Origin of the sequence: Rhizobium sp. Rhizsp42 (genome assembly GCF_047304155.1) — a bacterium.
Classification (GTDB): Bacteria; Pseudomonadota; Alphaproteobacteria; order Rhizobiales; family Rhizobiaceae; genus Rhizobium.
The window spans coordinates 326,503-352,323 of record NZ_JBGLYS010000002.1; the positions used below are offsets into that span (position 1 = coordinate 326,503).

Sequence of the window (25,821 nt, forward strand, 5' to 3'; positions counted from 1 at the left end):
AAACATCACCAATCAAATCAAGAGACTTCTTTCCTCCATGCCTTTGCCAGTGCCAGACGCCCCACCGAAAGCGGCAGAACCCGCCAGAGCCGTGATCGACGCGCGCGAGCTGGTGAAGTCGTTTCAGGGCAACATGGCCGTCGGCGGCATCTCGCTCCGGCTCAGCGAAGGCGAGATGGTTGGCCTCATCGGCCCGAACGGCGCCGGCAAGACGACGCTGTTCAACCTGATCGCCGGCAGTCTCAAGCCGACATCTGGCGAGATCTGGATCGGTGGACGAGAGGTATCGCAAGAGAGCCCGGAACAGAGAATTGGCCGCGGCGTCGGACGCACCTTCCAGATCCCGAAGCCCTTTCTCGAGATGACCGTGCTCGAAAATGTGCTCGTCGGCGCTCAGGCGCAGGACGGCGAGCGGCTGTTTGCCAACTTCCTGCGCTTCGGCCATGTCAGACAGCAGGAACGATTGGCGATCGAGAAGGCGCGCGCGCTGCTGGAATTCGTCACCTTGTCGGGCCTCGAAGGGCAGCCGGCCAAGGTTCTCTCAGGCGGACAGCGCAAGCTGCTCGAACTCGCACGCATCCTGATGGCCGATCCCCAAGCAATCCTGCTCGACGAGCCGGCGGCGGGCGTCAACCCGGCGCTCTTGGAAACGATCATGGAACGCGTGCTTGATCTCAATGCACAGGGCAAGTCGATCCTGCTAATCGAACACAATATGGATATGGTGTCGCGGCTGTGCACCCGCGTCGTCGCCATGGCCCTCGGCAAGCCGCTGGCCGAGGGCACGCCTGCCGACGTCGCCTCCAATCCCGATGTCATCGAAGCCTATCTCGGAGCGGCCGCATGACCGCGTCGGCCCTTCAAGCCCGTGCGCTCGTCGCCGGATACGAACCTGACCTGCCGATCGTGCGCGGCGTCGATCTCTCGGTGGAGCCCGGAGAGCTGCTGGTCCTGCTCGGGCCGAACGGGGCCGGAAAATCGACCTTCGTCAAGGCGATCGCAGGCGTCGTGCCGATCCACTCGGGAAGCGTCATGCTCGGCGAGCGGGAAATCACCCGCGTCGCGTCTCACCGCAAGATCGCCGAAGGCCTAGCCTTCGTGCCGCAGACAGAAAACATCTTCGCGACGCTGACCATCCACGAAAACCTGCAGCTTGCCGCAGCCGTCCTGCCGAAGGCGCAGCGGTCAGACAGGATCGCCGCGCTCTATCGTCGTTTCCCCGATCTCGCCAGTAAGCCCTCGCGCCTGGCCGGCGCGTTATCGGGTGGACAGCGGCAAATGCTGGCGGTCGCCCGCGCGCTGATCGTCGATCCCTCCGTGCTCATCCTTGACGAACCCTCGGCCGGTCTTTCGCCGAAGATCGTCGGCGAAGTGTTTTCGATGCTGAAGGAGATCAACGCCGGCGGCGTCACCGTCATTCTCGTCGAGCAGAACGTCAAGGCGGCGCTGGCGATCGCCAGCCGCGCCGTCATTCTTGTCGAAGGCAGGATCAGGCACGAGGGCGAGGCCTCTTCGCTGCTCGGCGACCCACTGATCGCCAAGCTCTATCTCGGCACCACCAAGCAGGCGTCGGAGGCACCATGAACCCGCAATTTCTCATGGACGGGCTGGTCGCCGGCGCAATGATCGGCCTTGGCGCCATCGGCGTGACGCTCACCTATTCGATCCTGCGCTTCGCCAATTTCGCGCATGGCGAGATGCTTTCCTGGGGTGCCTATCTGGCACTCGCCGTCAGCGGCGGCCTCGGCCTCCTCTCGACGTCGCTGACCAAGCCGATTGGCCCCTTCTCCTTCGGCTGGTCTTTGCCGCTTGCGGCCGTTGTCGCGATCCTGCTCACGGGTCTGCTGGCGCTCGCCGTCGATGCGGTTCTGTTCGGGCGCCTGCGGGCGCGCGGCGGCGCGATCATCATCCTCGTCATGGCGAGCTTCGGCGCCTCGCTTGCGCTTCGCAGCCTGCTCGAATTCATCTTCACCTCCAAGCCCGCCTATTACACCAAGGCGCTGCAGATCGCCGTGAAGATCGGCGGCGGACTGCGCGCCACGCCCGACCAGCTCCTGTCGCTTGGCCTGTCATTGGTCGCGGTCTTCGCCATCCACCTGCTGATGACCCGCACCGATATCGGCCGCTCGATGCGCGCCGTCAGCGAAAATCCGGCTCTCGCGGGTATTGCCGGCGTGGATGTGCGCCGCGTGATCCGCGTCGTCTGGTTCGTCGGCGCCGCCCTTGCCTGCATCGCCGGCATCATGACCGGCCTTCTCGTGCAGATCCGCCCCTATCTCGGCCATGACCTGCTGCTGCCGCTGTTTGCAGCCGCGATCCTCGGCGGGATCGGCAGCGTTCCCGGCGCGATGATCGCGGGGTTGATCGTCGGCCTATCGGAGGCGGCGGCCGTGCAGATCGTCGGCGCCGAGTGGCGGGCGGCTGTTTCCTTCGTGATCCTGGTGGCAGTCTTGCTTCTTCGCCCGCGCGGCCTGTTCGGGAGAGCAGCATGAGCCTTGATCTGATCGCCTACGCCGCCTTCTTCCTCACCATGGCGCTGACCTATGCCATCATGTGCCTCGGGCTCAACGTGCAATGGGGCCAGACCGGCCTGTTCAACGTCGGCATCGCCGCTTTCGTCGCGATCGGCGCTTACGTATCGGCGCTTTTGACGACGCCGGATGCGCCCGGCCGCTTCGGCGGCTTCGACATGCCGATCGCCGTCGGCTGGGTCGGCGGCGCCCTGCTCGCGGGGCTCGCCGCCTGGCTGGTCGGCGCGCTGACCATTCGGCTGCGCTCCGATTACCTCGCCATCGCCACCTTCGGCGTTGCGGTCACGGTGCAACTCTGCGTGCTCAACCTGCAGCCGCTGACGGGTGGCGCCTTCGGCATCGGCTTCATTCCGCGCCCGTTCGGGAACCTTGCCGCCGATCCGCTGGCGTTTTCCCTTTCCAATCTCGCGCTGATGGCCGCTGTCGTGCTGGCGCTCTATCTGGCGCTCCAACATCTCGCCAAGAGCCCTTGGGGCCGTGTGCTGCGCGCGATCCGCGAGGATGAGAGCGCCGCGCAGGCGCTCGGCAAGCGGCCAATCCGCTTTCGCCTCCAGGCCTTCACCATAGGCGGCGCCATCATGGGGCTGGCCGGCGCCGCGCAAGGACATTTCATCGGCTTCATCGCGCCCGACAACTATCTGCCGATCCTGACCTTCCAGGTCTGGGCGATGCTGATCGTCGGCGGCTCCGGCAACAATCGCGGCGCCATTCTCGGCGCAGTGCTGGTCTGGGGTCTGTGGGCGCTGTCGGCCGCGGCCGTCTCCGCCTTCGTACCACCGGAACAGCAGGCGCGCGCGGCATCGCTGCAGATCGTCATGATCGGCGTCGGGCTCTGCCTCATCCTGCTCCTGCGCCCCCGGGGCATTCTCGGCGCTTCCAACGCGCTGGCCTCGCTCACCGGCAAGCGCAAACAGACATCCAGGGAATAGAAACATGTCGACCACGCCACCACGCACAGCACTCACCAAGAATCTCTCCATCAGCCGCATCGTCTGCGGTCTCTGGCAGGTTGCCGACATCGAGAAGAACGGCACAGTGATCGATCCCGACAAGGGCGCCGATGTGCTGCAGGCCTATGCGCGTGATGGCTTCGACACGTTCGACATGGCCGATCACTACGGCTCGGCGGAACTGATCACGGGCCGACTGCTCTCGCGCTATCAGAATGGCCAGCGACCTGTCGCCTTCACCAAATGGTGCCCGGAGCCGGGACCGATGACGACTGATGTCGTGCGCCGCGGTGTCGAGGAGCGGCTTACGCGGCTTGGTGTCGACAAGGTGGATCTCCTGCAATTCCACTGGTGGAGTTTCGAGCATCCGGCATGGCTCGATGCCCTACACGAAATGCAGCGCCTGCGCGAGGAAGGCCTGATCGGCGCGCTCGGCCTCACCAATTTCGATGCCGGACATCTGGCACTGGCGCTTGCCGACGGCATCGAGATCGCCAGCAATCAGGTCTCGTTCTCGCTGATCGACCGCCGCGCGGCAGGTGCGCTCTCGAAGCTCTGCGCCCAAAGCGGCGTCAAGCTTCTCGCCTATGGGACGCTCTGCGGCGGATTTCTCTCCGAGAAGTGGCTGGGCCAGCCCGAGCCGACATCGATCGCGGACTGGAGCCGCTCGAAATACAAGCGCTTCATCGACACCGCCGGCAGCTGGGAAGCCTTTCAGGGCATTCTCAGCGCCGCCCAAACCATCGCGACCAAGCATGGCGTGTCGATCTCAAACGTCGCGAGCCGCTGGGTTCTGGAACACGACGCGGTCGCTGCCACGATCGTCGGCGCACGCATCGGCGAAAACGAGCATCGCGGCGACAATCTGAACGTCTTCTCCTTCGCCCTCGACGAAGAGGATCACGCCGCGCTGAACGCCGCATTCGCCAGGACGCGAGCCATTCCCGGCGACTGCGGCGACGAGTACCGCAAGCCGCCTTTCCTTACTGCATCCGGCGATCTCAGCCACCATCTGGATGCCATTCCGTCGGTCTACACAGCTCAACTCGTGCCCGGCCGTCCGGGCCGTTCGCGCGTCTCATCCGGCAGCATCTGGGAGCCGATCGCCGGCTATAGCCGCGCCGTCAGGGTAGGGGATCGCATTCTCGTTTCCGGCACGACCGCGACGCACGGCACGAACCGCTGCGTAGCACCAGGCGACGCCGGCGCGCAGGCGACCTACATCCTCGACAAGATCGCCGCCTCCATATCGGCGCTCGGCGGCAAGATGGAAGACGTCGTCAGGACGCGCATCTATCTGCGCGATGCCAATCAGTGGGAACCGGTGTCGCGCGCGCACGGACGCGTCTTCGCCGAGGTTCTGCCCGCCAACACGCTGATCGAGGCCGGCAATCTGGTTGGCGATTACGAAGTCGAGATCGAGGCGGAAGCGATCTGCGATTGATGGGCTAAAAGCACAGAGGCCCGTCGCAGATGTCCGCGATAGGCCGCTCGTTGTCAGAATTTATGCCGCCGAACCGAGCGCGGGACGGACCAGGCGATCGCCCTCATCCGGCGCCGGCGGCTCGGCCGCGTTCAAGTAGAACCGTGCAGGCGCCGTCAGCGAGAACCAGAGGCACGCGCCAAGCATGAAATAGGCGCTCGCCACATCGTCGACGGGCTTGGCGAGAGGCAGAACCAACGCGCCGACGAGAACCGCAAGCCTGAGTGCCCATTCGTTTTCCCGTTTCTGCAAGGCGACCGCGCGCAGCGCCTTGTAGTCTTTCAAGTCATAGTCGGCCGACGCCGCGCTCGCCTTGTATAGCTTCAGCACTGATGGCAGCGCGAGCATGACGAGGGCAGCCTCGCTCAGCCACAGCGCTTCGCCTCCCAAGCATTGCATGGCTGCGATCAACAGAAACGCGATGGAGAGAAGGTTCCAGACCGGCTCGAGGAGATCAGGTCGCTGGCCGGTATGGCCGTGCCAGAGTTTCATGACCGTTGCGGCGCCCTGCAGCAGCGGTTCATCAATATAACGATTTATCCAGTTCATGCGCTCGCCCAAGACGCGTTGCCGACGATTTCTCATCAGCAAAAGATTTGGTCGGCATCATGGCGCGAGCGGAATGTTTGCGCCGATTGCACAAAATTCGACGCACGCGATGTCGGCAGGCATCACGCACGTCGAGAATTCAAATCTATCCGGCTCAGCCGGTTATCGGCAACGCGCCTCATAGGTGCGGCCATAGCGGTCGCGATAGACGCAGTAGCCGCGACGTTCCTGCGACTGGCCGATCAAGGCACCAACAGCACCACCGGCGACAGCGCCTACGGCCGCGCCGCCCCAGCTATTGGTGGCCACGCCGCCAATGACAGCGCCGGTCCCCGCACCGATCGCCGTGCCTTGTTCGGTCGCGGTGCACGATGCAAGACTGCCCGCCACCGCGGTTACCAACAGAATAGCTCTGATCATGATTTTACTCCTCGGCTCATCCTTTACCGTGAAGTAAACAATTGAAATGGCTTTTCGTTCCGCAATTGTTTTCGCGCGACGCCCGATGGGCCGGCATCCCCCGGAAAATGCGGTGCACCTCGACGGAACAAGTCACGCCTTCGAGCGTTACGGCCACGTCAAATACCAAGCGGGGCGCCGGACAGCAGAATGACAGAATTTCAACCCATCGCCGATCGACTGAAGGCGTCCAAGGCAACCGAGTTCCTGAAACGCGCAACCCGCAAGACAGAAGCTTCTCTTCCCGTTTTGCCCGACGGCATCATTCGCCAGAGACGAAACGCCTGGCAGGTCGGCCAGGTCGAGAAGGCCGCCTTCCTGATCGATGGCGCCGCCTATTTTCTGGCGCTCGACCAGGCGCTTCGCAAGGCGGTGCATACGATCTGGATCGTCGGCTGGGACTTCAACCCGGATATCAGGCTCAGACCGCATCAAAGCTCCGAGACGCTGGGTGAGCTTCTCCTGTCGCTCGCCGATGAGAAACCGGACCTTTGTATCCGCATACTGGTATGGGGCATGGGGCCGATCTATTCCGGCAAATCGCTGCGCCTCTTCCGCGAGAGCGAATTTTCCGCTCACCCGCAGATCAGCATGCGCTTCGATCTCCGCCACCCGATCCGCGGCTGTCATCACCAGAAGCTCGTCTCGATCGACGACAGCCTTGCCTTCCTCGGCGGCATCGATCTGACCGCCAGACGGTGGGACGAGCCGGACCACAAGATGAGCAATACGCTGCGGAAATCGCCGGATGGCATACCATATGACCCGGTACATGACATGCAGTCCATGGTATCGGGCGACGCGGCCCGGTTGATCGGCGATGTTGCCCGCAGACGATGGAAGCGCGCCACGGGCGAACGCCCGGCGCCGGCGCCGGCGGGCGGGGCATCGTGGCCTGCAGGCGTAGCCCCCGACCTTGCGGACGCGACCGCCGCGATCGCGCTGACGGAGCCCGGGTTGATCGGCAAGCGCGGCCACTACGAAGCCTTTCGGCTGACACGCGATGCGATCAAGGCGGCGCGCAGGCTGATTTACATCGAGACGCAGTATCTCGCCTCTTTCGGCGTAGCGCGCACCATCGCCAAGCGGCTGAAGGAGAGCGACGGGCCGGAAATCACCGTGCTCGTCACCAAGAGCTCCCACGGCTTTCTCGAGAAGCTGACGATGGGCAACAACCGGGACAGGCTGATCCGCCGGCTGAAGCGCATCGACCAATATGACCGGTTGCGGGTCATGTATGCCGTGGTGCCCGACAGGCAGGGCGGCGAGAAGGAGCTGGTCATTCACTCCAAGCTGCTGATCGTCGACGACCATTTCATTCGCGTTGGCTCGTCCAACCTGAACAACCGCTCCGAGGGGCTGGATACGGAATGCGATCTGGCGATCGAAGCCTCGACCGCCGCACATCGTGAGGCAATTTCAACGCTGCGTTACCGGCTGCTGGCGGAGCATCTGGAGACGACGCCGGAGACGGTGCGCGAGACCGAGCGCAGCATGCAGTCGCTGAATGCCGCAGTGGACGCGCTGAATGTCGGCAAGCGTGGGCTGAGGCACTTCGCGATCGATGTCTCGAAAGGCGAGACGTCGCCGCTGACGGGCACCACGCTCGTCGACCCGCGACGTCCCTATTGGCCGCTACAGAAGCTGCGCCTGCGCGTCGGACGGCTGGCCGCCGCGATCTTCTGACGCGGCTTTGCCGCGCTTGCGCAGCACCAGCTCGCTGATCGCGAAGACCGGAATGCCGATCAACAGCGGCACAATGAAATAGATCACGCGGAACGCCACAAGCGCGCCGATCGACGTGGCACCCGGCAGGACATGGCTGACGGTTGCCTCAAGCACGCCGAGGCCACCGGGCACATGGGTGACGAGGATGGCAATGTTGGCAAGCACGAAGGCCGTCGCCGTCTGCACGAAGCTGACATCACCCTGGGCCGCCAGCATCTGGTGAAGGCAAGCGGCGACAAAGATAAAGTTCAGCGTACCGATGACGACCTGACCGATCGCAAGCCCGAGACGCGGCATCTCGAAGCGCCACTTCCACAGGCGCAGCGGCGCACGCACGGTAGCGGCGAGAAGGACATAGGCGGCCGGGATGGCGAGGCAGGCCAGGCCCAGCATGAACAGGCCATCGGCGTTCATGGCGAGCAGGTTGGCCGCATCGCTTGGATTGACCAAGAGCGCCAAGCCGGCCAGCACCGATAGCCCGATGCCCACAGTGACGCCGCAAAACAGGATGACCTTCGCCACTTCCTCGGCGCTCAGGCCCCACCGCGCATAGTAGCGATAGCGAACGGCACCACTGCTCAAGGCGGCGACGCCGAGATTATGCCCGATGGAAAGGCCGGTGAAGGAGGCAATCGCCGCTTTCGGATAGCTCAGCGGTTTGCCGGCATAGCGCAACCCCATCCAATCGAAGCCAGTGAGGCATAGATAGGAGAGTGCGGCGAACCCTAGCCCGGAGAGCAAACGTGACATGGGGATTGCGGCGATCGACCGTGTGATCTCGTCGATCGAGTAGCGACTGAAGACCTTGTAAAGGAGATAGGCCGCGAGCAGCAGTCCGAGAACCAGGGTTGCATTGATGAGGACGCGCTTCGCCGACATGAACATTCCATTCCGATTGATCTTTCAGCAATGGAACGAAACAGGATGAAATCGGGTTCCCTCTCGATGAGCGTATCGACAGAGACTTCGCACCGAACTGCAGACCAGGAACTGAAAATCCTTACATACAATGTGCACAGCTGCATCGGCACCGACCGGCAGCTCGACCCCAACAGGGTCGCCGACGTGATCGCGCAATCGGGCGCCGACATCATCGCGCTTCAGGAGCTCGATGTCGGCCGCAAGCGCACCGGTGGTATCGATCAGGCGCAGATGATCGCAACGCTTCTGAAGATGGAGGCCCATTTTCACCCGGCGCTGCATGTACAGGAAGAGAAATACGGCGATGCCATCCTGACCGCCCTTCCGGCACGACTTATGAAGGCCGGTCCCCTGCCCTCGGTCGGCGAGACACGGGGGGCGATCTGGACGCAGGTGGATGCCGGTGGACGGAACCTCAATGTGCTCAACACCCATCTCGGCCTGCGCAACATCGACCGCATAAAGCAGGTGCGGACGCTGCTCTCGGATGAGTGGATCGGGAACCCGGATTTTCACGCGACACCATCCGTCATCTGTGGCGACCTCAATGCGCGACCGTCATCGCCGGCCTATAGGATGTTGGCCGGGCAGTTTCGTGACGCTCAGCTCAGCGCGGCGGAACGGTCGAGGCCGACTTTTCCGTCCCGCTTCCCGCTGCTGCGGATCGATCACGTGTTTCTATCGCAGGAGTTGAAGGTCAGTACCGCCAGCGTCATCTCCACCCCCTTGGCAAAGCGCGCCTCCGATCATCTGCCGTTGCTGATCACGCTGAAATTCTGACGGCCTCTAAGCCTCATGCAGGGGAACAAAAGACGCGTTGGCGCTGTTGCTGTGTCGCGATCCCACCAGAGGCGACAGATGCACATACCGACATCGACCTACAGGCTGCAATTTCGAGATGGCATGACCTTCGACACTGCCATCGAGTTCATCCCCTATCTGAAATCGCTCGGCATCAGCCATCTCTACGCCTCGCCGATCTTCACGGCCACCTCAGGATCGACGCATGGCTATGACGTCAGCGATTGCAACGAGATCGAGCCGGCGATAGGCGGACGCGAGGGTTTCAAGCGCCTCAGCGCCACCTTGAAAGCCGCCGGCCTCGGCCTGATCCTCGACATCGTGCCGAACCATATGGCGGCCTCGACCGAGAATGCCTGGTGGGCCGATGTTCTCAAATTCGGCGCGGACAGCAAATATGCCGGCCACTTTGATATAGACTGGAGCCAGCGTCTGACGCTGCCGATCCTTGGCAAGAGCTTCGATGAGGCGCTTGCCGATGGAGAGTTCGATTTGCAACGCGATCCGCAAACCGGCGATTGGTCGCTCGCCTATTTCGAGACCCGATTGCCGCTCAACCCGGATAGCACCGCGCGGATATCCGGAGACCTCAAGGATCGGTCGCTGATATCGAGCGTCCACGATCAGCAATCCTGGCGGCTGACCTTCTGGCAGGATGCGGCGCGGACGCTCAGCTATCGGCGCTTCTTCGAAGTCACCGGGCTGGTCGGGCTGCGTGTCGAGGACGAGCAGGTCTTTGCCGACAGCCATGAGCTGGTGCTCGACTTGGTGCGCGCCGGCCATGTGCAGGGGCTGCGGCTCGATCATATAGATGGGCTCGCCGATCCCTCGGCCTATCTCGACCGCCTGCGTGCGGCCGTTGGCCCCGATATCTATATCGTCGCCGAGAAGATCGTCGGACACGGCGAGACACTGCCCGCCGACTGGCCGATCGAGGGCACGACCGGATACGAGTTCATCTCGGCGCTCAGCAATCTCTTCATCGATCCCGATGGCATGCGCGAACTTGGCCATGCCTATGCCAATCTCTCGCCGGATGCGGCCGATTTCGCCGCCGGCCTGCGACAGGCCAAGCTACTGATGATCGAGCGCAACTTCGAAGGCGAGACAAGCCGACTGGTGGCGATCGCGCATTCGCTTCTGGCCGATACGGATGAGCAGCGGCTTGCATCCGCGATCAAGGAGCTGCTCATCGCGTTTCCCTTTTATCGCACCTATGGCCGTGCCGGAAAATTGTCGGACAGCGATCGAAGGCTGATCGAGCAGGCCGTTGACAAAGCCGCTATGCAAACCGGAGACCGCGATGCGCTGGACGCTGTAGCCGGGCTCCTCGATGGCGGCCCTCGTGCAGAAGAATTCCAGCGACGCTTTCAGCAACTGAGCGGACCCATCATGGCGAAGGCCATGGAAGACACGCTGTTTTATCGCCACAACCTGCTGCTCGCCCCCAACGAAGTTGGCGGCGAGCCCGACAGGCCGGCAAGTGGCGTCGATGCATTTCACGCGCTGATGCAGCAAAGAGCAAAACTGCAGCCGCACGGGCTGTCGGCCACTTCTACCCATGACACCAAGCGCGGCGAGGACGCCCGCGCCCGTCTTTACGCGCTCAGCGAAGAGCCGGACGTGTGGAGGCTCGGGGTAGAGTGCTGGCGTGACATGAACCGCAGCCATCTGACAGAGCTGCCGGCGGGTCTGACACCTGACGCCAATGTCGAATGGATGCTCTATCAGGCATTGGCCGGCATATGGCCGGAGGAGTTTCGCGATGGCGCGGCTGCAAACCTGACGGATCGTTTCGTCGCCTATGCCGAAAAGGCGGTGCGAGAGGCGAAGCTTGTGACGGACTGGAACGCGCCGCACGAACAATACGAGGCAGCGATCAAGAGTTACGTGGCGGCGCTCACGGCATCGTCCAACCTGACCTTTCACGAAGACTTCGCCGAAACGCTCCGGCGGGTGATGGCCGCGGGGTATCTGAACAGCCTGTCGCAGACGCTGATCAAGCTCACGGCTCCCGGTGTACCCGACATCTATCAGGGGTCGGAAGCCTGCGACTTCAGCCTCGTCGATCCCGACAACCGGCGGCCGATCGACACCAAGGAGTTGGCGCGCATGCTGGCAACGCGCGAGCCGATTTCGGAGCTCACCGTTCCAGCCCTCAAACAGCGCATTATCAGCATTGGCCTCAACCTGCGCAAACGCCTGCCTGCCCTGTTTGCCGAGGGAGATTATGTGCCTTTGTCGGTGACAGGAATTCGGCGCGACCATGTCATTGCATACGCTCGGTGGCTGGGCGATGCTTTCACCATCACGGTGACACCGCGCATGATGCTGGGGCAGATGGAGCAAGGAAAACTCTATGCCGGTCCCGAATTCTGGGGCGACACCGCCATCATCTTGCCTGCGGAATTACAGGGCCCGAAACATGATCTTCTGACGGAGCGATCGATCGCCGGTGCGGCATCTGTTCCCGTGGCGCAGCTGCTGGGAAGGCAACCAGTTGCTTTGCTGCAGGGCGAGTGACCCGTTCAGCGGCGTGGATAACGCCACCGCGACAAACTGCCTTCCAGCCGCCGCGAACTTTTCGGCCTCGGCTGCGTTGAGTGCTGCCAATCATATTTGTCGAAAGGCTTCACGTGACTGACTTGCAATTCGGACCCGTCATTTCCGACAGGGGTGTCACCTTCCGGCTTTGGGCGCCTCTTCTCGACAACATCCGTCTGAAGCTGGAAGACCACGAGCCGCAACCCATGCATCGCCTTGCGGACGGGTGGCACGAGCTGGAGAGGGCAGGCGTCGGTGCCGGCGCGCTTTACCGGTTTGTTCTGCCCGACGGCTTACAGGTGCCCGATCCGGCCTCACGCTTTCAGCCGCACGACGTGCATGGCTTCAGCGAGGTCGAGGACCTCGCGACCTATGATTGGAAGGAAGAAGCCTGGCGCGGACGCCCATGGGAAGAGACCGTACTCTACGAATTGCATATCGGCACCTTCACCGAGGAGGGCACCTTTCTCGCGGCGATCGGGCGCCTCGATCACCTCGCACCGCTGGGCGTGACGGCGATTCAAATCATGCCGGTTTCCGATTTTCCGGGACGTTACGGCTGGGGCTATGACGGTGTGCTGCCCTATGCGCCCGATAGCAGCTATGGCAGGCCCGAGCATCTGATGGCGCTGGTGGATGCGGCCCACGCGCGCGGGATCTCGGTCTTCCTGGATGTCGTCTACAATCACTTCGGCCCCGATGGCAATTATCTACCGCTCTATGCGCCTGTCTTCACCGACCGGCATAAGACACCCTGGGGAAAGGGTATCGATTACGATGGCGCGATGTCGCGGCCGATGCGCGAATTCGTCATCCAGAATGCCATTTACTGGATCACCGTCTTCAGACTGGACGGGCTGCGGCTGGATGCCGTTCATGCCATCAATGACGGCAGCGAGGAGCATTTGCTGCTGGAACTCGCACGCCGCGTGCGCGCAGCCGCTGCCGCTGCCGATCGCCATGTTCACCTGATCGTCGAGAACGAGGAAAACGACAGCGATCTCCTGAAGCGCACGAGCGATGGCGCAACAACCCTGTTCACCGCCCAATGGAACGACGACATCCACCACACGCTGCATGTCGCCGCCACCGGCGAGCGCTTCGGCTACTACGCCGACTACGCTGAGGATAGCGAAGCGATTGCGCGTTCGCTCGCGGAGGGCTTTGTGTTTCAGGGCCAGCACATGCCCTATCGCGGCGAAAGCAGGGGCAAGAGCACACGCGACTTGCCACCAACGGCTTTCGTCTCCTTCATCCAGAACCATGACCAGATCGGCAACCGCGCGATGGGCGACCGGATCATCGCCGCGCAACCGGTTCATGTCTCGAAAGCAATGGCCGCCGTCTATCTACTCGCACCGCAAATACCGATGTTGTTCATGGGCGAGGAATGGGGTGCGCGGGATGCGTTCCCCTATTTCTGCGACCTCAATGAAGAGCTGAACGAGATGGTGCGAAACGGACGCCGCGAGGAGCTCTCGCGTCTGCCGGGCTTCGACACGGATGACCTGCTGGACCCGACCGCGCCATCGACATTCGAGATGGCCAAACTCGATTGGTCCAATCTCACCGAGCCTGAAAGCGTCGATATGCACGACTTCTACACCTCGCTGCTTGCGATCCGCCACCAGAAGATCGTTCCGCTTCTGGCCGGGATGCGCCGTGGCGAAATCGTCGCCGAATCCGGCTTCACGGCAGTCGCGGTCGATTGGCCATTGGCGAGCGGCGGCCGGTTGTGCCTGCGGGCAAACCTTGGAGACGAGGCGATTGCAATGGACCCGGCCACGGATAAGGCCGAGGCCATCTTCGGCCTTGTCGCGTCATCTGGCAGCAACCTGTCGCCGTGGTCAGTCTACTGGAGCGTTTGCCGCGAGTGATGAAGTTTTGCTGGGCAGTCCATCAACCCGAAAGCGCGTCGGTTCAAGACACCGACTTCAGCCACCCCAGCACACGGGCCTCTTCCGCATCCATCCACTTCAAGAGCCGCTTGCTTCGCGTTGGTCTCGTGCGCAGCAACTGGCCCAATCTGCCGGCCTTGAATTCATCGAACACGGCGGGATGGATATAGGACGAGCGACAGACCGCGCGCGTATTGACGAGCATGGCCGCAATGGCGTCGATCACTTCGTTCATCTGTCGCGCGATTGCGGCCTCGGTGGCGGCGACTTCCAAAGGCGTGAAGGCAGTGACGGCCGCACAGGTCGCGCCCCATGTCCGAAACTGGCGGGAGCTGAACTCGGCGCCCGATACCTCCCGGATGTACTCGTTGACGTCCTGCGACGATATTTGCCGGCGGGTCCCGTCCTCGCAGACATACTGAAACAATTGCTGCCCCGGCAATTCCTGCAGGCTGCGGACAACACGCGCAATGCGCCGGTCCGTATGCACCAGATTCCACTCCTTCCCGGACTTTCCCTTGAAGCGGAATTTGACCTTGGAGCCGTCGATCTTGACGTGCCGCCGCCGCAGGGTCGTCAGGCCGAAAGAACCGTTATCCTCTGCATATGCGGCATTTCCGATGCGGATATAGAGGTTGTCGAGCATCCAGACGATGGTGGCCAAGGCCTTTTCCATCGTCGGCGCGCGGCCCCGCAGATCGGCATCGACACGCTGGCGTATATCCGGCAGGCGTTCTCCGAACTCCAATAATTGGTCGAACTTGGCGCGTGCGCGCTCTAAATGCCATTCCGGATGATAGCGATACTGCCTGCGTCCGCGCGCATCGATGCCGATCGCCTGCAGGTGCGAGAGAGGATTGGGCGATATGCGGACGTCGACATAAGCGGGCGGGATCGCCAGTGCGTTCAGCCGCGCAATTTCCGCGCTATCCGTGATCCTACGCCCATCGGGAGCATAATAGAGAAAGCCATTTTTTCCCGCCTTGCGCGTGATGCCGCTCTCGATATCCGTGGTGTAAACCAGTCGAGACGACGCCAAGGCTGCGACAGTGATTTCCGGTTGATTGATCGCTTGGTCCATGTCGCAGAAACACCGTGACAGAGGATTCAGTTCCCGCCGCAAGTTCAAAGGGTTGGGTGGATTGTCGCCGCTCCTTTCGGGTGATGCATCTGGCCACTATTCGCATTGTTCGATGGCGGCTGAATGCCCGCGGCGGCGATTTTCAAATCGTTATATGCGAAGCAACGCAAACACATCGGCACAGATATTCAAATAAAATCCAGATATAACACTTCCCACTAAGTAATCAAAACGAAGTACAAACCGCTTTTCTGCGTACCACTGATTGCCGTCGTTTCCTGCAACGCGAAAAATGGCACCATGGCCACTCATTTGGGGATGGGTGGCAGATGATTAAAATACGCGGTCGTAATAACAGCTATCTCAGTGCGTTCGGTGGCGCCACGGCAGTGTATACCGCAGCCCAGAACTGGAGCATTGGCGCCGCGCCAACCGCTTCCGATGACACCAGCGGCCAGCCGAGCACAGCGGCCGCGGCTTTCCAAGTGTCAGCAGGTGTTGCCGCGACCAGCACGGCAGCCGTATTCAGTTCTGCCAGCGATGCCGCGTCAACCTCGGTTTCGCAAACCGCAGCGCTGATCGACACCCCCACGACCACGGCCTCGACGACGGAGCCGCGGACGGTCTTGCCGGTCGACGCGGCGCCGATCACCCCTCGCCCGGTAACAGCAAGCACCAGCATCGTTCTTCCGGACAGTAGCACCAGTGCGTCATCGGTCGACGCACCCTCGTCCATTGACGCTGCAACCGCCGCCGTTTCAGCGACCCTGCGGGTCGCTTCGGCGGCAGCGGCATCGACGGCCGTGGCGTCGGCGGAGAGCGCGAGCGAGCCCAGCGCGACGGCAACCGCGCTGGTAGCGCCGGCGGCCGCAGCGGTTGCCGCCACTCCGAACAAGATCGCCCTCGAGAACATGCAGCAGGGCACAGCGCGCAGCGAGTGGACGCTCGATGGAGACGGCAACGGCACCATTCAGGGCTTTGCGACAGAAATCAGCACCAACATCGGCCAGACCGTCGACTTCAAGATCGCAACGGATTCGACGCATTACCGCATCGATATCTATCGCATGGGCTATTATGGAGGCGATGGCGCCCGCAAGGTCGCTTCTATCGACAAATCGCTGACGACGGCGCAGATTCAACCGCACCCGATCGTCGATATGTCGCTGGGGCTGATCGACTGTGGCAACTGGTCGGTATCGGCCAGCTGGGAGATCCCAGCGGACGCCGTCTCGGGCGTCTACTTCGCCAAGCTTGTGCGCGAGGATGGCGTCGAGGACGCGGGCATCATTCCGTTTATCGTGCGGGACGACGCATCGACCAGCGACATCGTCTTCCAGACATCGGACACGACGTGGCAGGCCTATAACGCATGGGGCGGCGCCAGCCTTTATTACGGCGAAGTCCCGGTCGATCCGGCCGACATGATCGGTTATCTGCCGCCGAACTGCAGCTGTGGCCTGACCGCGATCGGCCGTGCCTCCGCCGTCAGCTACAACCGTCCGATCATCACCAATACCAGCCCAATCGGCGGCACTCACGATTACATCTTTGGCGTCGAAGCCTCGGCCATCTCCTGGCTGGAGCAGAACGGCTACGACGTCTCCTACATCTCAGGCGTCGATTCCGCACGAAGCGGCAGCCTGCTCCTGAACCACGATGCCTTCCTCTCCGTCGGCCACGACGAATATTGGTCGGCCGAGCAGCGCGCCAACGTGGAAGCGGCGCGCGACAACGGCGTCAACCTGGCCTTCTGGAGCGGCAACGAGGTCTATTGGAAGATCCGTTGGGAAACCAGCATCGACGGCAACGGCACGCCTTATCGCACGATGGTCTGCTACAAGGAGACCTGGGGAACCAGCAGCGATCCGAGCAATATCGGCACCGGCACCTGGCGCGATCCGCGCTATGCCGATCCGGGCCAGGAACCGGAAAATTCGCTGACGGGCACGATGTTCACCGTGGACAGCTACCGGCAGGACACGATCACCATCCCTTACGACTATTCGAACCTGCGTTTCTGGCGAAACACCGATGTCGCCAACCTGCAGCCGGGTGAAACCTACAGCCTGGTGCAGAACCTTCTCGGCTACGAGTGGGACTCCGATGTAGAGAACGGCTTCCGGCCGGCCGGCCTGATCAACCTGTCTCTCTCCAGCGTGTCCGTGGACACGTATCTGCGGGACTACGGAACGACCGTCGGCAGCGCCATCGCGACGCACAGCCTGACCATGTATCGCGCCGAAAGCGGCGCGCTGGTCTTCGGCGCCGGAACGGTCTTCTGGTCATGGGGCCTCAATGCCGACCATGAGGGTCCGGCCACGCCGACCGATCCGAATGTCCAACAGGCCATGGTCAACATGTTCGCCGACATGGGCATCCAGCCGACGACGCTGGACGCCAGCCTGGTTCTCGCCACGCAATCGACCGACACCCTCAAACCGACGTCGACGATCACGTCGCCGACGCTCGGCGGCAGCTTCCTCGAAGGTCAGCATGTCACCGTGACCGGAACCGCGATCGATTTCGGCGGCGGCATCATCGCCGGGGTCGAGGTCTCGACCGACGGCGGGCAGCACTGGTTCAAGGCGACCGGCCGCGAAAACTGGAGCTACAACTGGGTTGTCCAGGCAAGCGGCAGTTACACGATCATGTCGCGCGCGGTCGATGACAGCGTCAATCTGGAGACGCCATCGGCCGGCACCCAGGTAACCGTGTCGCTGCCGCAGACGCAAGGTCTCTGGACGCTTGTATCGAAGCCGACGACCGAAACGGCTATCGACCGTGATCCTGTCGAGCTGGGCGTCCGCTTTCAGTCGACCACAGGCGGTTTCGTTCAGGGCATCCGCTTCTACAAGGGCTTCTACAATGTCGGCGAACATGTCGTCAGCCTCTGGAACGCTGACGGAACGCTGCTCGCAACAGGCATTTCCACGAATGAATCGCTCTCGGGCTGGCAGACCGTCATGTTCTCGAGCCCCGTGCAGATCACGGCGGGAACGACATATACCGCCTCTTACCACAGCAACGGCTACTTCTCAGTCACCGAGAACTATTTCGGATCGACGTACAGCAGCGGACTGTTGAAGACCGTCGACGGCGGCGGCGTCTTTGCCTACAGCCCCAGTTCCGTCTTCCCGAACCTCAGCCCCGGCGGCTCGAACTACTGGGTAGACGTCGTATTTGACGCTGGTGCCAACACCGCCCCAGTCGCGCATGACGACGGCGGCTTCACGATCGGGCGCAACGATGCGCTTACCGTCTCCATCGCGGCACTCGTCGCGAACGACACGGATGCGAATGGCGATGCTCTGACGATAACCGCTGTCGGGAATGCCGTGAACGGGACGGTGTCCTTGAACACCCAGGCCGGTACGGTGACTTTCACACCGACCGCTGGATACAGCGGCCCCGCGACATTTAGCTACACGCTATCGGACGGACGCAATGGCACCAGCCAAGGCAATGTCAGCCTGACGGTTCAGGAGGCTCCGGCAGGGGTCGGGCTGTTTACCGCTGGCGAAGGACCGACCGGTTCGGCAATTCACGACGCGATGCCGGTGGAACTCGGGATGAAGTTCGTCTCGTCGGCCAGTGGCACTATAACAGGTATCAGCTTCTACAAGGCCGACGGTGACACGGGCGCCCATACAGGATCCATCTGGACCGCGGACGGGCAGCTGGTGGGAACCGTAACCTTCACCAATGAATCGCTGAGCGGCTGGCAAACCGCGACGTTCGGCAGCGCGATCCAGATTACCGCCGGCGTCACCTATATCGCATCCTATCATACGACCGGCTCCTACGTCGCAACCACCAATTACCTCGCGACCGACCACACAAACGGTGTGCTGACGGGGCTTTCGAGTGCCGCAAGCGGCGGCAATGGCCTCTATGCCTACGGTGCGAACCCGCTTTTCCCGACCTCAAGCTACCAAGCGTCGAACTACTGGGTCGATATCGTCTTCAACCAGTCGACGGTCAGCAATACGGCACCGGTCGCGGCAAACGACAACGGGCTCCAAGCCTATTCAAACACGGCTCTATCGATTGCCGCGGCGACGCTTCTTGCAAACGATACGGACGCGGATGGGGATGCGCTTTCGATAACGGGCGTGAGCGGGGCGACGAACGGTACCGCTACCTTCAATAGTCAGACGAATTCCGTCATCTTTACCGCGGCGAGCGGCTATGTCGGCGCCGCAAGCTTCACCTACACGATCTCGGACGGGCGTGGCGGCACGGCGTCGGCGCAGGTCAACCTGACGGTCAGCCAGCCAACCACTCCACCAACGACATCAAGCCTGTTCTCCTCGTCTCAAACGCCGACCATCGCGGCCGATAGCGACCCAAGTTCGGTCGAACTCGGCGTCAGGTTCGTTGCGTCCGCCGGCGGACAAATCACGGCTATTCGCTATTACAAGAGCGCTCAAGACACCGGCACCCATGTCGGCGCGCTCTGGAGCAGCACGGGCGCCCTCCTCGCCTCCGCAGTCTTCACCAACGAGACGGCAAGCGGATGGCAGACGGTCACGCTCAATGCACCGATCACCATCACCGCAGGCACTACCTACGTCGCCAGCTACCATTCGAACGGCTACTACGCCGCCACGCCGAACTATTTCACCGCCGACTATTCGAATGGCGGGCTGACGGCGCCAAGCGGCAGCAACGGCGTTTATGCCTATGGCTCCACAAGCCTCTTCCCAACTGCTAGCTACAACGCGACCAACTATTGGGTCGACGTGGTCTACCAGAGCAGTGCACAGGCCGTGGCGAACACAGCGCCGGTCGCGGTGAACGACACAGGCTTCCAAACGACGACAGGCGCCGCTTTGACGATCCAGGCATCGGCGCTGCTTGCCAACGACACGGATGCCGATGGCAACACGCTGTCTGTTACCACCGTCAGCAACGCCGTGAACGGCACCGTCACCTTCAACAGCCAGACGAACGCCATCACGTTCACCCCGACGGCAGGCTATTCGGGTTCGGCGAGCTTCTCTTACGCGATTTCAGACGGAGCAGGCGGAACGGCGTCGGCGCAGGTGTCGTTGACCGTCAATCCGCAATCGACGACACCCACACAAAGCGTCTTTGCCGCAAACGCGACGCCGACGGTTGTGTCTGTGAACGACAATTCGCCCGTCAATCTCGGGATGAAGTTCCAGGCAGACGCTGCAGGCTGGATCACCGGCATCAGCTTCTACAAGGGCGCCACGAACACCGGCACGCACACCGGTTATCTCTGGACCGCGACCGGCGATCTGCTTGCCAGCGCGACCTTCACCAATGAAAGCGCCAGCGGCTGGCAATCCGTCACGCTATTGAACCAGGTGGCGGTCTCCGCGAACACGACTTACGTTGTTTCCTACAGCACCAACGGAAACTATTCGGCGACCGCCAACTACTTCGACAACAGCGTATCCAACGGTAATCTCGAGGCAATGTCATCTGCTCTGAGCGGCGGCAACGGCGTCTATGCCTACGGCGCGGCCGGGCTGTTCCCGACCAGCACCTACAACAACACCAACTACTATGTCGACGTGGCCTTCCGGCCCCAACTGGCGGCTTAGGGATCAACATGGAACGGGGCGCGAACGAAAACAGGCTTCCGGTCACGGTTTTGGCGGGCTTCCTCGGCGCCGGCAAAACCACCCTGCTCAATCATGTCCTGCGCAATCGCGAGGGACGCCGCGTGGCGGTCATCGTCAACGACATGAGCGAGGTCAACATCGACGCCGATCTCGTTCGTGGCGGCGACGCCAACCTCTCGCGCACCAACGAGACACTGGTGGAGCTCAGCAATGGCTGCATCTGCTGCACGCTGCGCGACGACTTGTTGACGGAGGTCCGCCGGCTCGCCGCCGAGGGACGCTTCGACTACCTGCTGATCGAGGGAACCGGCATTGCCGAGCCGCTGCCGATCGCCGCCACCTTCTCGTTTCGCGACGAGAACGGCGCAGCACTCTGCGATATCGCCCGGCTGGACACGATGGTATCGGTTGTCGATGCGGCCAATCTCCTGGCTGATTTTTCGAGCACCGATTTTCTCAGCGATCGTGGCGAAGTGCGCGACGACGAAGACAACCGCTCGCTGATTGACCTTCTAGTCGACCAGATCGAATTCGCAGACGTGATCGTGATCAACAAGATCTCGGAGGTCGATGCGGCAACGCGCCTGATGATCCGGCAGATCGTGGCGTCGCTGAACCCGGATGCCCGCGTGGTCGAGACGGATTTCGGTGACCTGCCCCTCGGCTCGATCCTCGATACGCGCCTCTTCAGCGAAGCCAAGTCCGCCCGCCATCCGCTGTGGCACAAGGAGCTCTACGGTTGGGGCGACCATGTTCCGGAGACGGAGGAATATGGCATTTCAAGTTTCGTCTATCGCGCGCGCCGGCCGTTCGATCCGGTGAAGCTGGAGCGTTTTCTGGCCATGGAATGGCCCGGCCTGATCCGCGCGAAGGGCCATTTCTGGCTCGCGACACGGCCGTCGGAGATCGGCCAGCTGTCGATCGCCGGCGTTCAGCGCCAGATCACCGCCAGGGGCTACTGGTGGGCGACGGTGCCGAAGGCGCAATGGCCACGCTACCCGCAATTCCGGCAGCTGCTGGACAAGCACTGGAACGAGACCTGGGGCGACCGCCGGCAGGAGCTCGTCTTCATCGGCGCGGGGCTTGATCAGGAGGCCGTCTGCGCGGCGCTCGACGACTGCCTTGTCGGCAACGAGACCAACTTCGACCAGCACTTGGCACAGGGCATGCACGATCCCTTTCCAGCATGGCAGCACGGCCATGCGTGACACTTTCTGAAACAACCAAACCAGAGGGAACACAATGAGCAGCGAACTTTATTCCGATGGCATCGGCGAAATCACGGTAACCGGATCGATCGTCAGGATCGACCTGATGTCGCTTTCGGCGACCGAACGCGATGCCAGCAACAACCCGAAGCCTGAATTCCGCCAGCGCATCATCATGCCGGTCGAGGCATTCGCGAACGCGGTGGATCTGATGCAGAAGGCGCTCGGCGGCCTCGTCGAGGCGGGTGCCGTTCGCCGCATCAGCGACATGCAGGCTCCAGCGGCGGATGCGGCTCAGTCGCAGAACGCTTCTCCGAATTTCAACTAAACGCTATCGGTATCCGGGTGGGCCACGCGTATGTTTTTGCACACCAATCTCCACTGTCTCGCTCTCGTCGCGCGTCACCACGGCGTCGATCTCTCGCCTGAGCGCCTGCAGCATGACTATGCCGTGGGCGAGGAACCTGTCGCCGTGCGCCAGCTTCTGCGCATGGCAAAAGACTCCGGGCTGAAGGCCAAGCATTTGACGCTGACCTGGCCATCGCTCTTCCAGCTGGGCAACGCCTATCCCATTCTTGCCGAGCTTGAGAACGGCAACTGGGTGGTGGTGGCCGGCGCGGTCGATGGCGAGGAAAAGCAGGTTCGCGTGCTGGACCCCTTGGCGACCCGACCCGAATTCATACTGCTCAACGAAGAGCAGTTCACCAAGTCCTGGCGTGGCTCGGTCTTGCTGATGAAGCGCAGCCACCGCATGAGCGACGACGACCAGCCGTTCGGCTTCCGCTGGTTCATTCCAGAGGTCATCAAGCAGCGCAGCTTCTTCCGCGATGTCGCGCTCGCCGCCTTCGTACTCTACGGCCTCGGGCTGACGACGCCGATGTTCTTCCAGCTGGTCATCGACAAGGTGCTGGTGCACCAAAGCTATGCCACGCTGACGGTGCTGACGATCGGCATCGCCGTCGCCCTGATCTTCGACGCGACCTTCAGCTTCCTCAGGCGCTATCTGCTGCTTTACGCGACGAACCGGATCGATATCCGCATCGCCACCCGCACCTTCGGCCACCTGCTCAATCTTCCGATCGCGCTCTTCGAGCAGGCCTCCGCCGGCGTCATCGTCAAGCACATGCAGCAGACAGGGCGCATTCGCGAATTCCTGACCGGTCGCCTGTTTCTGACGCTTCTCGACGGGCTGTCGCTGCTGGTCTTTATCCCGATCCTGCTTCTCTATAGCGTCAAGCTCACCTTCGTTGTCCTCGGCTTCGCCGCTCTCGTCGGTCTCGTGGTGATGCTGCTGGTCGGCCCGTTCCAGCGGCGCCTGCAGGCGCTCTACAAGGCTGAAGGAGATCGACAGGCACTTCTAGTCGAGACCGTGCACGGCATGCGCACCGTCAAGTCGCTCGCGCTCGAGCCGCGCCAGCGCAAGGTTTGGGACGACCATTCCGCGCAGGCGATCTCGGTGCGCTTCCGCGTCGACAAGATCTCGACCGTTGCCCAGTCGCTTACCGGTCTTCTGGAAAAGCTGATGGGCGTGGCAATCATCGGGCTCGGCGCGCTCGACGTCTTCAACGGCTCGATGACGGTCGGTGCGCTCGTCGCCTTCAACATGCTGGCCGGCCGCGTCTCCGGACCGCTGGTGCAGATCGTCACCATGGTGCATGAGTACCAGGAAGTCGCGCTCTCCGTTCGCATGCTCGGCGAGATCATGAACCAGCGTCCGGAACAGTTCGGCCGCGGCCGCGGCATTCGTCCGCAGCTTCGCGGACGCATCGATTTCGACAAGGTGACCTTCCGCTATGCGCCTGATGGCGCGCCGGCGCTCGACGACGTCACCTTCAGCATTCCGGAGGGGTCCGTTTTCGGCGTCGTCGGCAAGAGCGGTTCCGGCAAGACGACGATCACCCGGCTGATCCAGGGTCTGTACCAGAGCCAGCAAGGCCTGGTGCGCGTCGACGGCTATGACAGCCGCGAGATCGACCTCGTGCATCTCAGAACCAGCATCGGCGTCGTGCTGCAGGACAACTTCCTGTTCAAGGGCACCGTTCGCGAGAACATCGCGGCCGCAAAGCCCGATGCCAGCATCGAGGAGATCGTCGAAGTCGCGCGCATCGCCGGCGCCGAGGAGTTCATCGAGCGCCTGCCGCGCGGCTTCGAGACGATACTTGAGGAGAACGCCTCCAACCTTTCCGGTGGACAGAAACAGCGGCTGGCGATCGCCCGCGCGCTGATCACCGATCCCAAGTTGCTGATCTTCGACGAGGCGACCAGCGCGCTCGACCCTGATAGCGAGGCGATCATCCGACAAAACTTGAGCCAGATCGCGGCCGGACGGACGGTGATCATCGTGTCGCACCGTCTCTCCACGCTTGTCGACGCTGACGCCATTCTCGTGGTCGAACGCGGCAAGATCGCTGATATCGGCCGCCACGATCAGCTGGTCACGCGCTGCATGACCTATCGTCACCTTTGGTCGCAGCAGATGAGGCAGGTAGCATGAACGCGCACGCTGGAAAGCCAAACCTTCCCGTTCCCGTCGGACCACACGACAATCAGCTGGCCTCGCGCGGCGGGTTCTCGCCCGTCATCTCCGAGTTCCAATCGGATGCCGTCGAGCTCGAGGAGCGAGCTCCGCCACGTGTCGCCCGCATGACGCTCTACTGCGTCACCGCGCTGATCGTCTCGGCGATCATATGGGCCTCGGTCTCTTCGATCGATGAGGTGGTGATTGCACCCGGCAAGCTCGTGACCACGCAGCCGACGATCGTCGTCCAGCCGCTCGAAACCTCGATCGTTAGAACGATCAACGTGAAGGCCGGCGATCTCGTGCATACCGGCCAGACGCTGGCAACGCTGGACGCGACCTTCAGCCAGGCGGACGTGGATCAACTGACCGCGAAGTTCGCCGCGCTCGACGCTCAGGTGAAGCGCATCGAAGCGGAACTCTCCGGCGTCGATTACTCGTCGATCGCCGGCGCCACGCAAAACGAGATCTTGCAGGCACAGCTCTTCGGGCAGCGCCGCGCGTTCTACACGGCGCAGCTCCAGAACTTCCAGCAACAGCTCGCCGGCCAGGCCTCGACGATTGCCGCCAGCAAGGCGCAACAGGCCGTTCTGGTCGATCGCCGCGAAAACCTTTCGCGGATCGAAGCCACCCGCGAACGTCTCTATGACCGCGAAAGCGGATCGCTGATCACGCTGCTCGCCTCCCGCGACGCCCGGCTTGATGTCGAGGCAAGCCTGTCAATGGTCAAGGGTCGCGCCGATGAAGCCGAGCACGCCTATGCGAAGCTCGAAGCCGACCGCCAAGCCTTCATCGAGGACTTCCGTCGCGCGTCGATGGAGCAGCTCGTCGATCTCAGAAGCCAGCGCGACACCGCTGGCGAAGAGCTGAAGAAGATGGAACTGCGCCGCAACATGGTCGTCTTGACCGCGCCGGCGGATGCCGTGGTGCTCGATCTCGCCCAGCGCTCCGTTGGCTCCGTCGTCAAGGAGGCCGAGCCGATCGTGACGCTGGTTCCCCTGAATGTCCCGCTCGAAGCCGAGGTCTCCGTCAATTCGCGCGACATCGGCAGGATCGAAACGGACACAAAGGCACGCATCAAGTTCGACGCCTATCCGTTCCAGAAGTACGGCACGGCATCAGGCACCGTCCGAACGATCAGCCGCGACACCTTCACCCCCACCCAACAAGACGCCGCCGCCACACAATCCAACCAGCCCTTCTTCAAGGCCCGCGTTCTGCTCGCCGACAAGAGCCTTGGAACAGACAAGGACCCTGTGCGGCTTCTTCCGGGCATGGCGGTCTCGGCCGAGATCATGGTCGGACAGCGGACGGTAATCTCGTATTTCCTGTATCCGCTGCTGAAGGGCTTGGACACAGCGATCCGGGAGCCTTGAGGCGGCGGCATCGGGTGAACCGCGCGTCAGCCTTACGGCTAAATTGTACTTTTGTTTAACTACCTTCCAGCGGCTCGTGATGACTAAATAAAAGAACGGGCGCCGAATATCACGACGGGATCGCCGGATGGTTGGGGATACGAGCGGACGTCGACACAAGACAATAGATGGGTGAGG

Annotated in this window: 19 protein-coding genes; 14 read left to right on the forward strand and 5 right to left on the reverse strand. The window is 62.3% G+C overall.

Annotation, left to right across the window (positions count from 1 at the left end):
• Nucleotides 1-37 precede the first annotated feature (37 nt).
• Genes ACCD05_RS04205 through ACCD05_RS04225 form a run of 5 tightly spaced genes read left to right on the forward strand, consistent with a single transcriptional unit; the run spans nt 38 to nt 4,925 of the window.
• Complete coding sequence (locus tag ACCD05_RS04205; protein ID WP_112436596.1) at nt 38-847, forward strand: ABC transporter ATP-binding protein; 810 nt, start codon at nt 38-40, stop codon at nt 845-847.
• Complete coding sequence (locus ACCD05_RS04210) at nt 844-1,584, forward strand: ABC transporter ATP-binding protein (protein ID WP_112436597.1); 741 nt, start codon at nt 844-846, stop codon at nt 1,582-1,584. Before ACCD05_RS04205 ends, ACCD05_RS04210 begins: the two co-directional genes overlap by 4 nt.
• Nucleotides 1,581-2,492 carry a branched-chain amino acid ABC transporter permease gene (locus tag ACCD05_RS04215; RefSeq protein ID WP_112436598.1) on the forward strand — a complete coding sequence of 304 codons (912 nt, stop codon included), beginning with the start codon at nt 1,581-1,583 and terminating at the stop codon, nt 2,490-2,492. The genes ACCD05_RS04210 and ACCD05_RS04215 overlap by 4 nt, the downstream gene beginning before the upstream one ends.
• Nucleotides 2,489-3,460 (forward strand): branched-chain amino acid ABC transporter permease, encoded by a 972-nt coding sequence (locus ACCD05_RS04220; RefSeq protein ID WP_112436599.1) that lies wholly within the window; start codon nt 2,489-2,491, stop codon nt 3,458-3,460. Before ACCD05_RS04215 ends, ACCD05_RS04220 begins: the two co-directional genes overlap by 4 nt.
• Nucleotides 3,461-3,464: 4 nt before the next feature.
• Nucleotides 3,465-4,925 (forward strand): aldo/keto reductase, encoded by a 1,461-nt coding sequence (locus ACCD05_RS04225; RefSeq protein ID WP_112436600.1) that lies wholly within the window; start codon nt 3,465-3,467, stop codon nt 4,923-4,925.
• Nucleotides 4,926-4,985: 60 nt separating this feature from the next.
• On the opposite strand, the gene ACCD05_RS04230 is transcribed toward ACCD05_RS04225, so the two are convergent.
• On the reverse strand, nt 4,986-5,513 hold the full coding sequence (locus ACCD05_RS04230; RefSeq protein WP_413391212.1) for a hypothetical protein: 528 nt from the start codon (nt 5,511-5,513) through the stop codon (nt 4,986-4,988).
• A 162-nt stretch (nt 5,514-5,675) separates the two neighbouring features.
• A complete protein-coding gene (locus ACCD05_RS04235; protein ID WP_111560741.1) occupies nt 5,676-5,933 on the reverse strand; it encodes a YMGG-like glycine zipper-containing protein in 258 nt (85 codons plus the stop codon).
• 189 nt (nt 5,934-6,122) lie between these two features.
• On the opposite strand from ACCD05_RS04235, the gene ACCD05_RS04240 reads away from it, so the two are divergent.
• Nucleotides 6,123-7,658 (forward strand): phospholipase D-like domain-containing protein, encoded by a 1,536-nt coding sequence (locus ACCD05_RS04240; protein WP_112436602.1) that lies wholly within the window; start codon nt 6,123-6,125, stop codon nt 7,656-7,658.
• Here the strand turns inward: ACCD05_RS04240 and ACCD05_RS04245 are convergent.
• On the reverse strand, nt 7,608-8,579 hold the full coding sequence (locus tag ACCD05_RS04245) for a lysylphosphatidylglycerol synthase domain-containing protein (protein WP_112436636.1): 972 nt from the start codon (nt 8,577-8,579) through the stop codon (nt 7,608-7,610). The two genes, ACCD05_RS04240 and ACCD05_RS04245, sit on opposite strands and share 51 nt — an antisense overlap.
• A 45-nt stretch (nt 8,580-8,624) precedes the next feature.
• On the opposite strand from ACCD05_RS04245, the gene ACCD05_RS04250 reads away from it, so the two are divergent.
• From ACCD05_RS04250 to treZ, 3 genes are all read left to right on the forward strand, one after another.
• A complete protein-coding gene (locus ACCD05_RS04250; protein ID WP_413391215.1) occupies nt 8,625-9,401 on the forward strand; it encodes an endonuclease/exonuclease/phosphatase family protein in 777 nt (258 codons plus the stop codon).
• Nucleotides 9,402-9,479: 78 nt separating this feature from the next.
• On the forward strand, nt 9,480-11,945 hold the full coding sequence (gene treY, locus ACCD05_RS04255; protein ID WP_413391217.1) for a malto-oligosyltrehalose synthase: 2,466 nt from the start codon (nt 9,480-9,482) through the stop codon (nt 11,943-11,945).
• Nucleotides 11,946-12,058: 113 nt separating this feature from the next.
• Nucleotides 12,059-13,843, forward strand: a complete 1,785-nt coding sequence (gene treZ, locus ACCD05_RS04260) for a malto-oligosyltrehalose trehalohydrolase (protein ID WP_112436604.1) — start codon at nt 12,059-12,061, stop codon at nt 13,841-13,843.
• Between the two features lie 43 nt (nt 13,844-13,886).
• On the opposite strand, the gene ACCD05_RS04265 is transcribed toward treZ, so the two are convergent.
• Nucleotides 13,887-14,945 carry a DNA topoisomerase IB gene (locus ACCD05_RS04265; RefSeq protein WP_112436605.1) on the reverse strand — a complete coding sequence of 353 codons (1,059 nt, stop codon included), beginning with the start codon at nt 14,943-14,945 and terminating at the stop codon, nt 13,887-13,889.
• Nucleotides 14,946-15,303: 358 nt separating this feature from the next.
• Nucleotides 15,304-15,840 (reverse strand): hypothetical protein, encoded by a 537-nt coding sequence (locus ACCD05_RS04270; RefSeq protein ID WP_413391220.1) that lies wholly within the window; start codon nt 15,838-15,840, stop codon nt 15,304-15,306.
• Between the two features lie 16 nt (nt 15,841-15,856).
• Between ACCD05_RS04270 and ACCD05_RS04275 the strand changes: the two genes are divergently transcribed.
• The 5 genes from ACCD05_RS04275 to ACCD05_RS04295 are packed head-to-tail and all read left to right on the forward strand — an operon-like array spanning nt 15,857 to nt 25,644.
• Nucleotides 15,857-20,521 (forward strand): DUF4082 domain-containing protein, encoded by a 4,665-nt coding sequence (locus ACCD05_RS04275; RefSeq protein WP_413391222.1) that lies wholly within the window; start codon nt 15,857-15,859, stop codon nt 20,519-20,521.
• Between the two features lie 8 nt (nt 20,522-20,529).
• The gene (locus ACCD05_RS04280) at nt 20,530-21,750 is read left to right on the forward strand and encodes a CobW family GTP-binding protein (protein ID WP_112436607.1); all 1,221 of its coding nucleotides are present in this window, start codon (nt 20,530-20,532) and stop codon (nt 21,748-21,750) included.
• Nucleotides 21,751-21,784: 34 nt separating this feature from the next.
• Nucleotides 21,785-22,078 carry a hypothetical protein gene (locus tag ACCD05_RS04285; RefSeq protein WP_018896722.1) on the forward strand — a complete coding sequence of 98 codons (294 nt, stop codon included), beginning with the start codon at nt 21,785-21,787 and terminating at the stop codon, nt 22,076-22,078.
• A gap of 30 nt (nt 22,079-22,108) precedes the next feature.
• A complete protein-coding gene (locus ACCD05_RS04290; RefSeq protein WP_112436608.1) occupies nt 22,109-24,244 on the forward strand; it encodes a peptidase domain-containing ABC transporter in 2,136 nt (711 codons plus the stop codon).
• The gene (locus tag ACCD05_RS04295) at nt 24,241-25,644 is read left to right on the forward strand and encodes an HlyD family type I secretion periplasmic adaptor subunit (protein ID WP_047504668.1); all 1,404 of its coding nucleotides are present in this window, start codon (nt 24,241-24,243) and stop codon (nt 25,642-25,644) included. Before ACCD05_RS04290 ends, ACCD05_RS04295 begins: the two co-directional genes overlap by 4 nt.
• The last annotated feature ends 177 nt before the right edge of the window (nt 25,645-25,821 follow it).

Excerpts from the sequence above, each read along its gene's own strand:
- ACCD05_RS04205 (WP_112436596.1), top strand. The coding sequence starts at position 38 with ATGCCTTTGCCAGTGCCAGACGCCCCACCGAAAGCGGCAGAACCCGCC.
- ACCD05_RS04210 (WP_112436597.1), top strand. The coding sequence starts at position 844 with ATGACCGCGTCGGCCCTTCAAGCCCGTGCGCTCGTCGCCGGATACGAA.
- ACCD05_RS04215 (WP_112436598.1), top strand. The coding sequence starts at position 1,581 with ATGAACCCGCAATTTCTCATGGACGGGCTGGTCGCCGGCGCAATGATC.
- ACCD05_RS04220 (WP_112436599.1), top strand. The coding sequence starts at position 2,489 with ATGAGCCTTGATCTGATCGCCTACGCCGCCTTCTTCCTCACCATGGCG.
- ACCD05_RS04225 (WP_112436600.1), top strand. The coding sequence starts at position 3,465 with ATGTCGACCACGCCACCACGCACAGCACTCACCAAGAATCTCTCCATC.
- ACCD05_RS04230 (WP_413391212.1), bottom strand. The coding sequence starts at position 5,513 with ATGAACTGGATAAATCGTTATATTGATGAACCGCTGCTGCAGGGCGCC.
- ACCD05_RS04235 (WP_111560741.1), bottom strand. The coding sequence starts at position 5,933 with ATGATCAGAGCTATTCTGTTGGTAACCGCGGTGGCGGGCAGTCTTGCA.
- ACCD05_RS04240 (WP_112436602.1), top strand. The coding sequence starts at position 6,123 with ATGACAGAATTTCAACCCATCGCCGATCGACTGAAGGCGTCCAAGGCA.
- ACCD05_RS04245 (WP_112436636.1), bottom strand. The coding sequence starts at position 8,579 with ATGTCGGCGAAGCGCGTCCTCATCAATGCAACCCTGGTTCTCGGACTG.
- ACCD05_RS04250 (WP_413391215.1), top strand. The coding sequence starts at position 8,625 with ATGAAATCGGGTTCCCTCTCGATGAGCGTATCGACAGAGACTTCGCAC.
- treY (WP_413391217.1), top strand. The coding sequence starts at position 9,480 with ATGCACATACCGACATCGACCTACAGGCTGCAATTTCGAGATGGCATG.
- ACCD05_RS04265 (WP_112436605.1), bottom strand. The coding sequence starts at position 14,945 with ATGGACCAAGCGATCAATCAACCGGAAATCACTGTCGCAGCCTTGGCG.
- ACCD05_RS04275 (WP_413391222.1), top strand. The coding sequence starts at position 15,857 with ATGCAGCAGGGCACAGCGCGCAGCGAGTGGACGCTCGATGGAGACGGC.
- ACCD05_RS04280 (WP_112436607.1), top strand. The coding sequence starts at position 20,530 with ATGGAACGGGGCGCGAACGAAAACAGGCTTCCGGTCACGGTTTTGGCG.
- ACCD05_RS04285 (WP_018896722.1), top strand. The coding sequence starts at position 21,785 with ATGAGCAGCGAACTTTATTCCGATGGCATCGGCGAAATCACGGTAACC.
- ACCD05_RS04290 (WP_112436608.1), top strand. The coding sequence starts at position 22,109 with ATGTTTTTGCACACCAATCTCCACTGTCTCGCTCTCGTCGCGCGTCAC.
- ACCD05_RS04295 (WP_047504668.1), top strand. The coding sequence starts at position 24,241 with ATGAACGCGCACGCTGGAAAGCCAAACCTTCCCGTTCCCGTCGGACCA.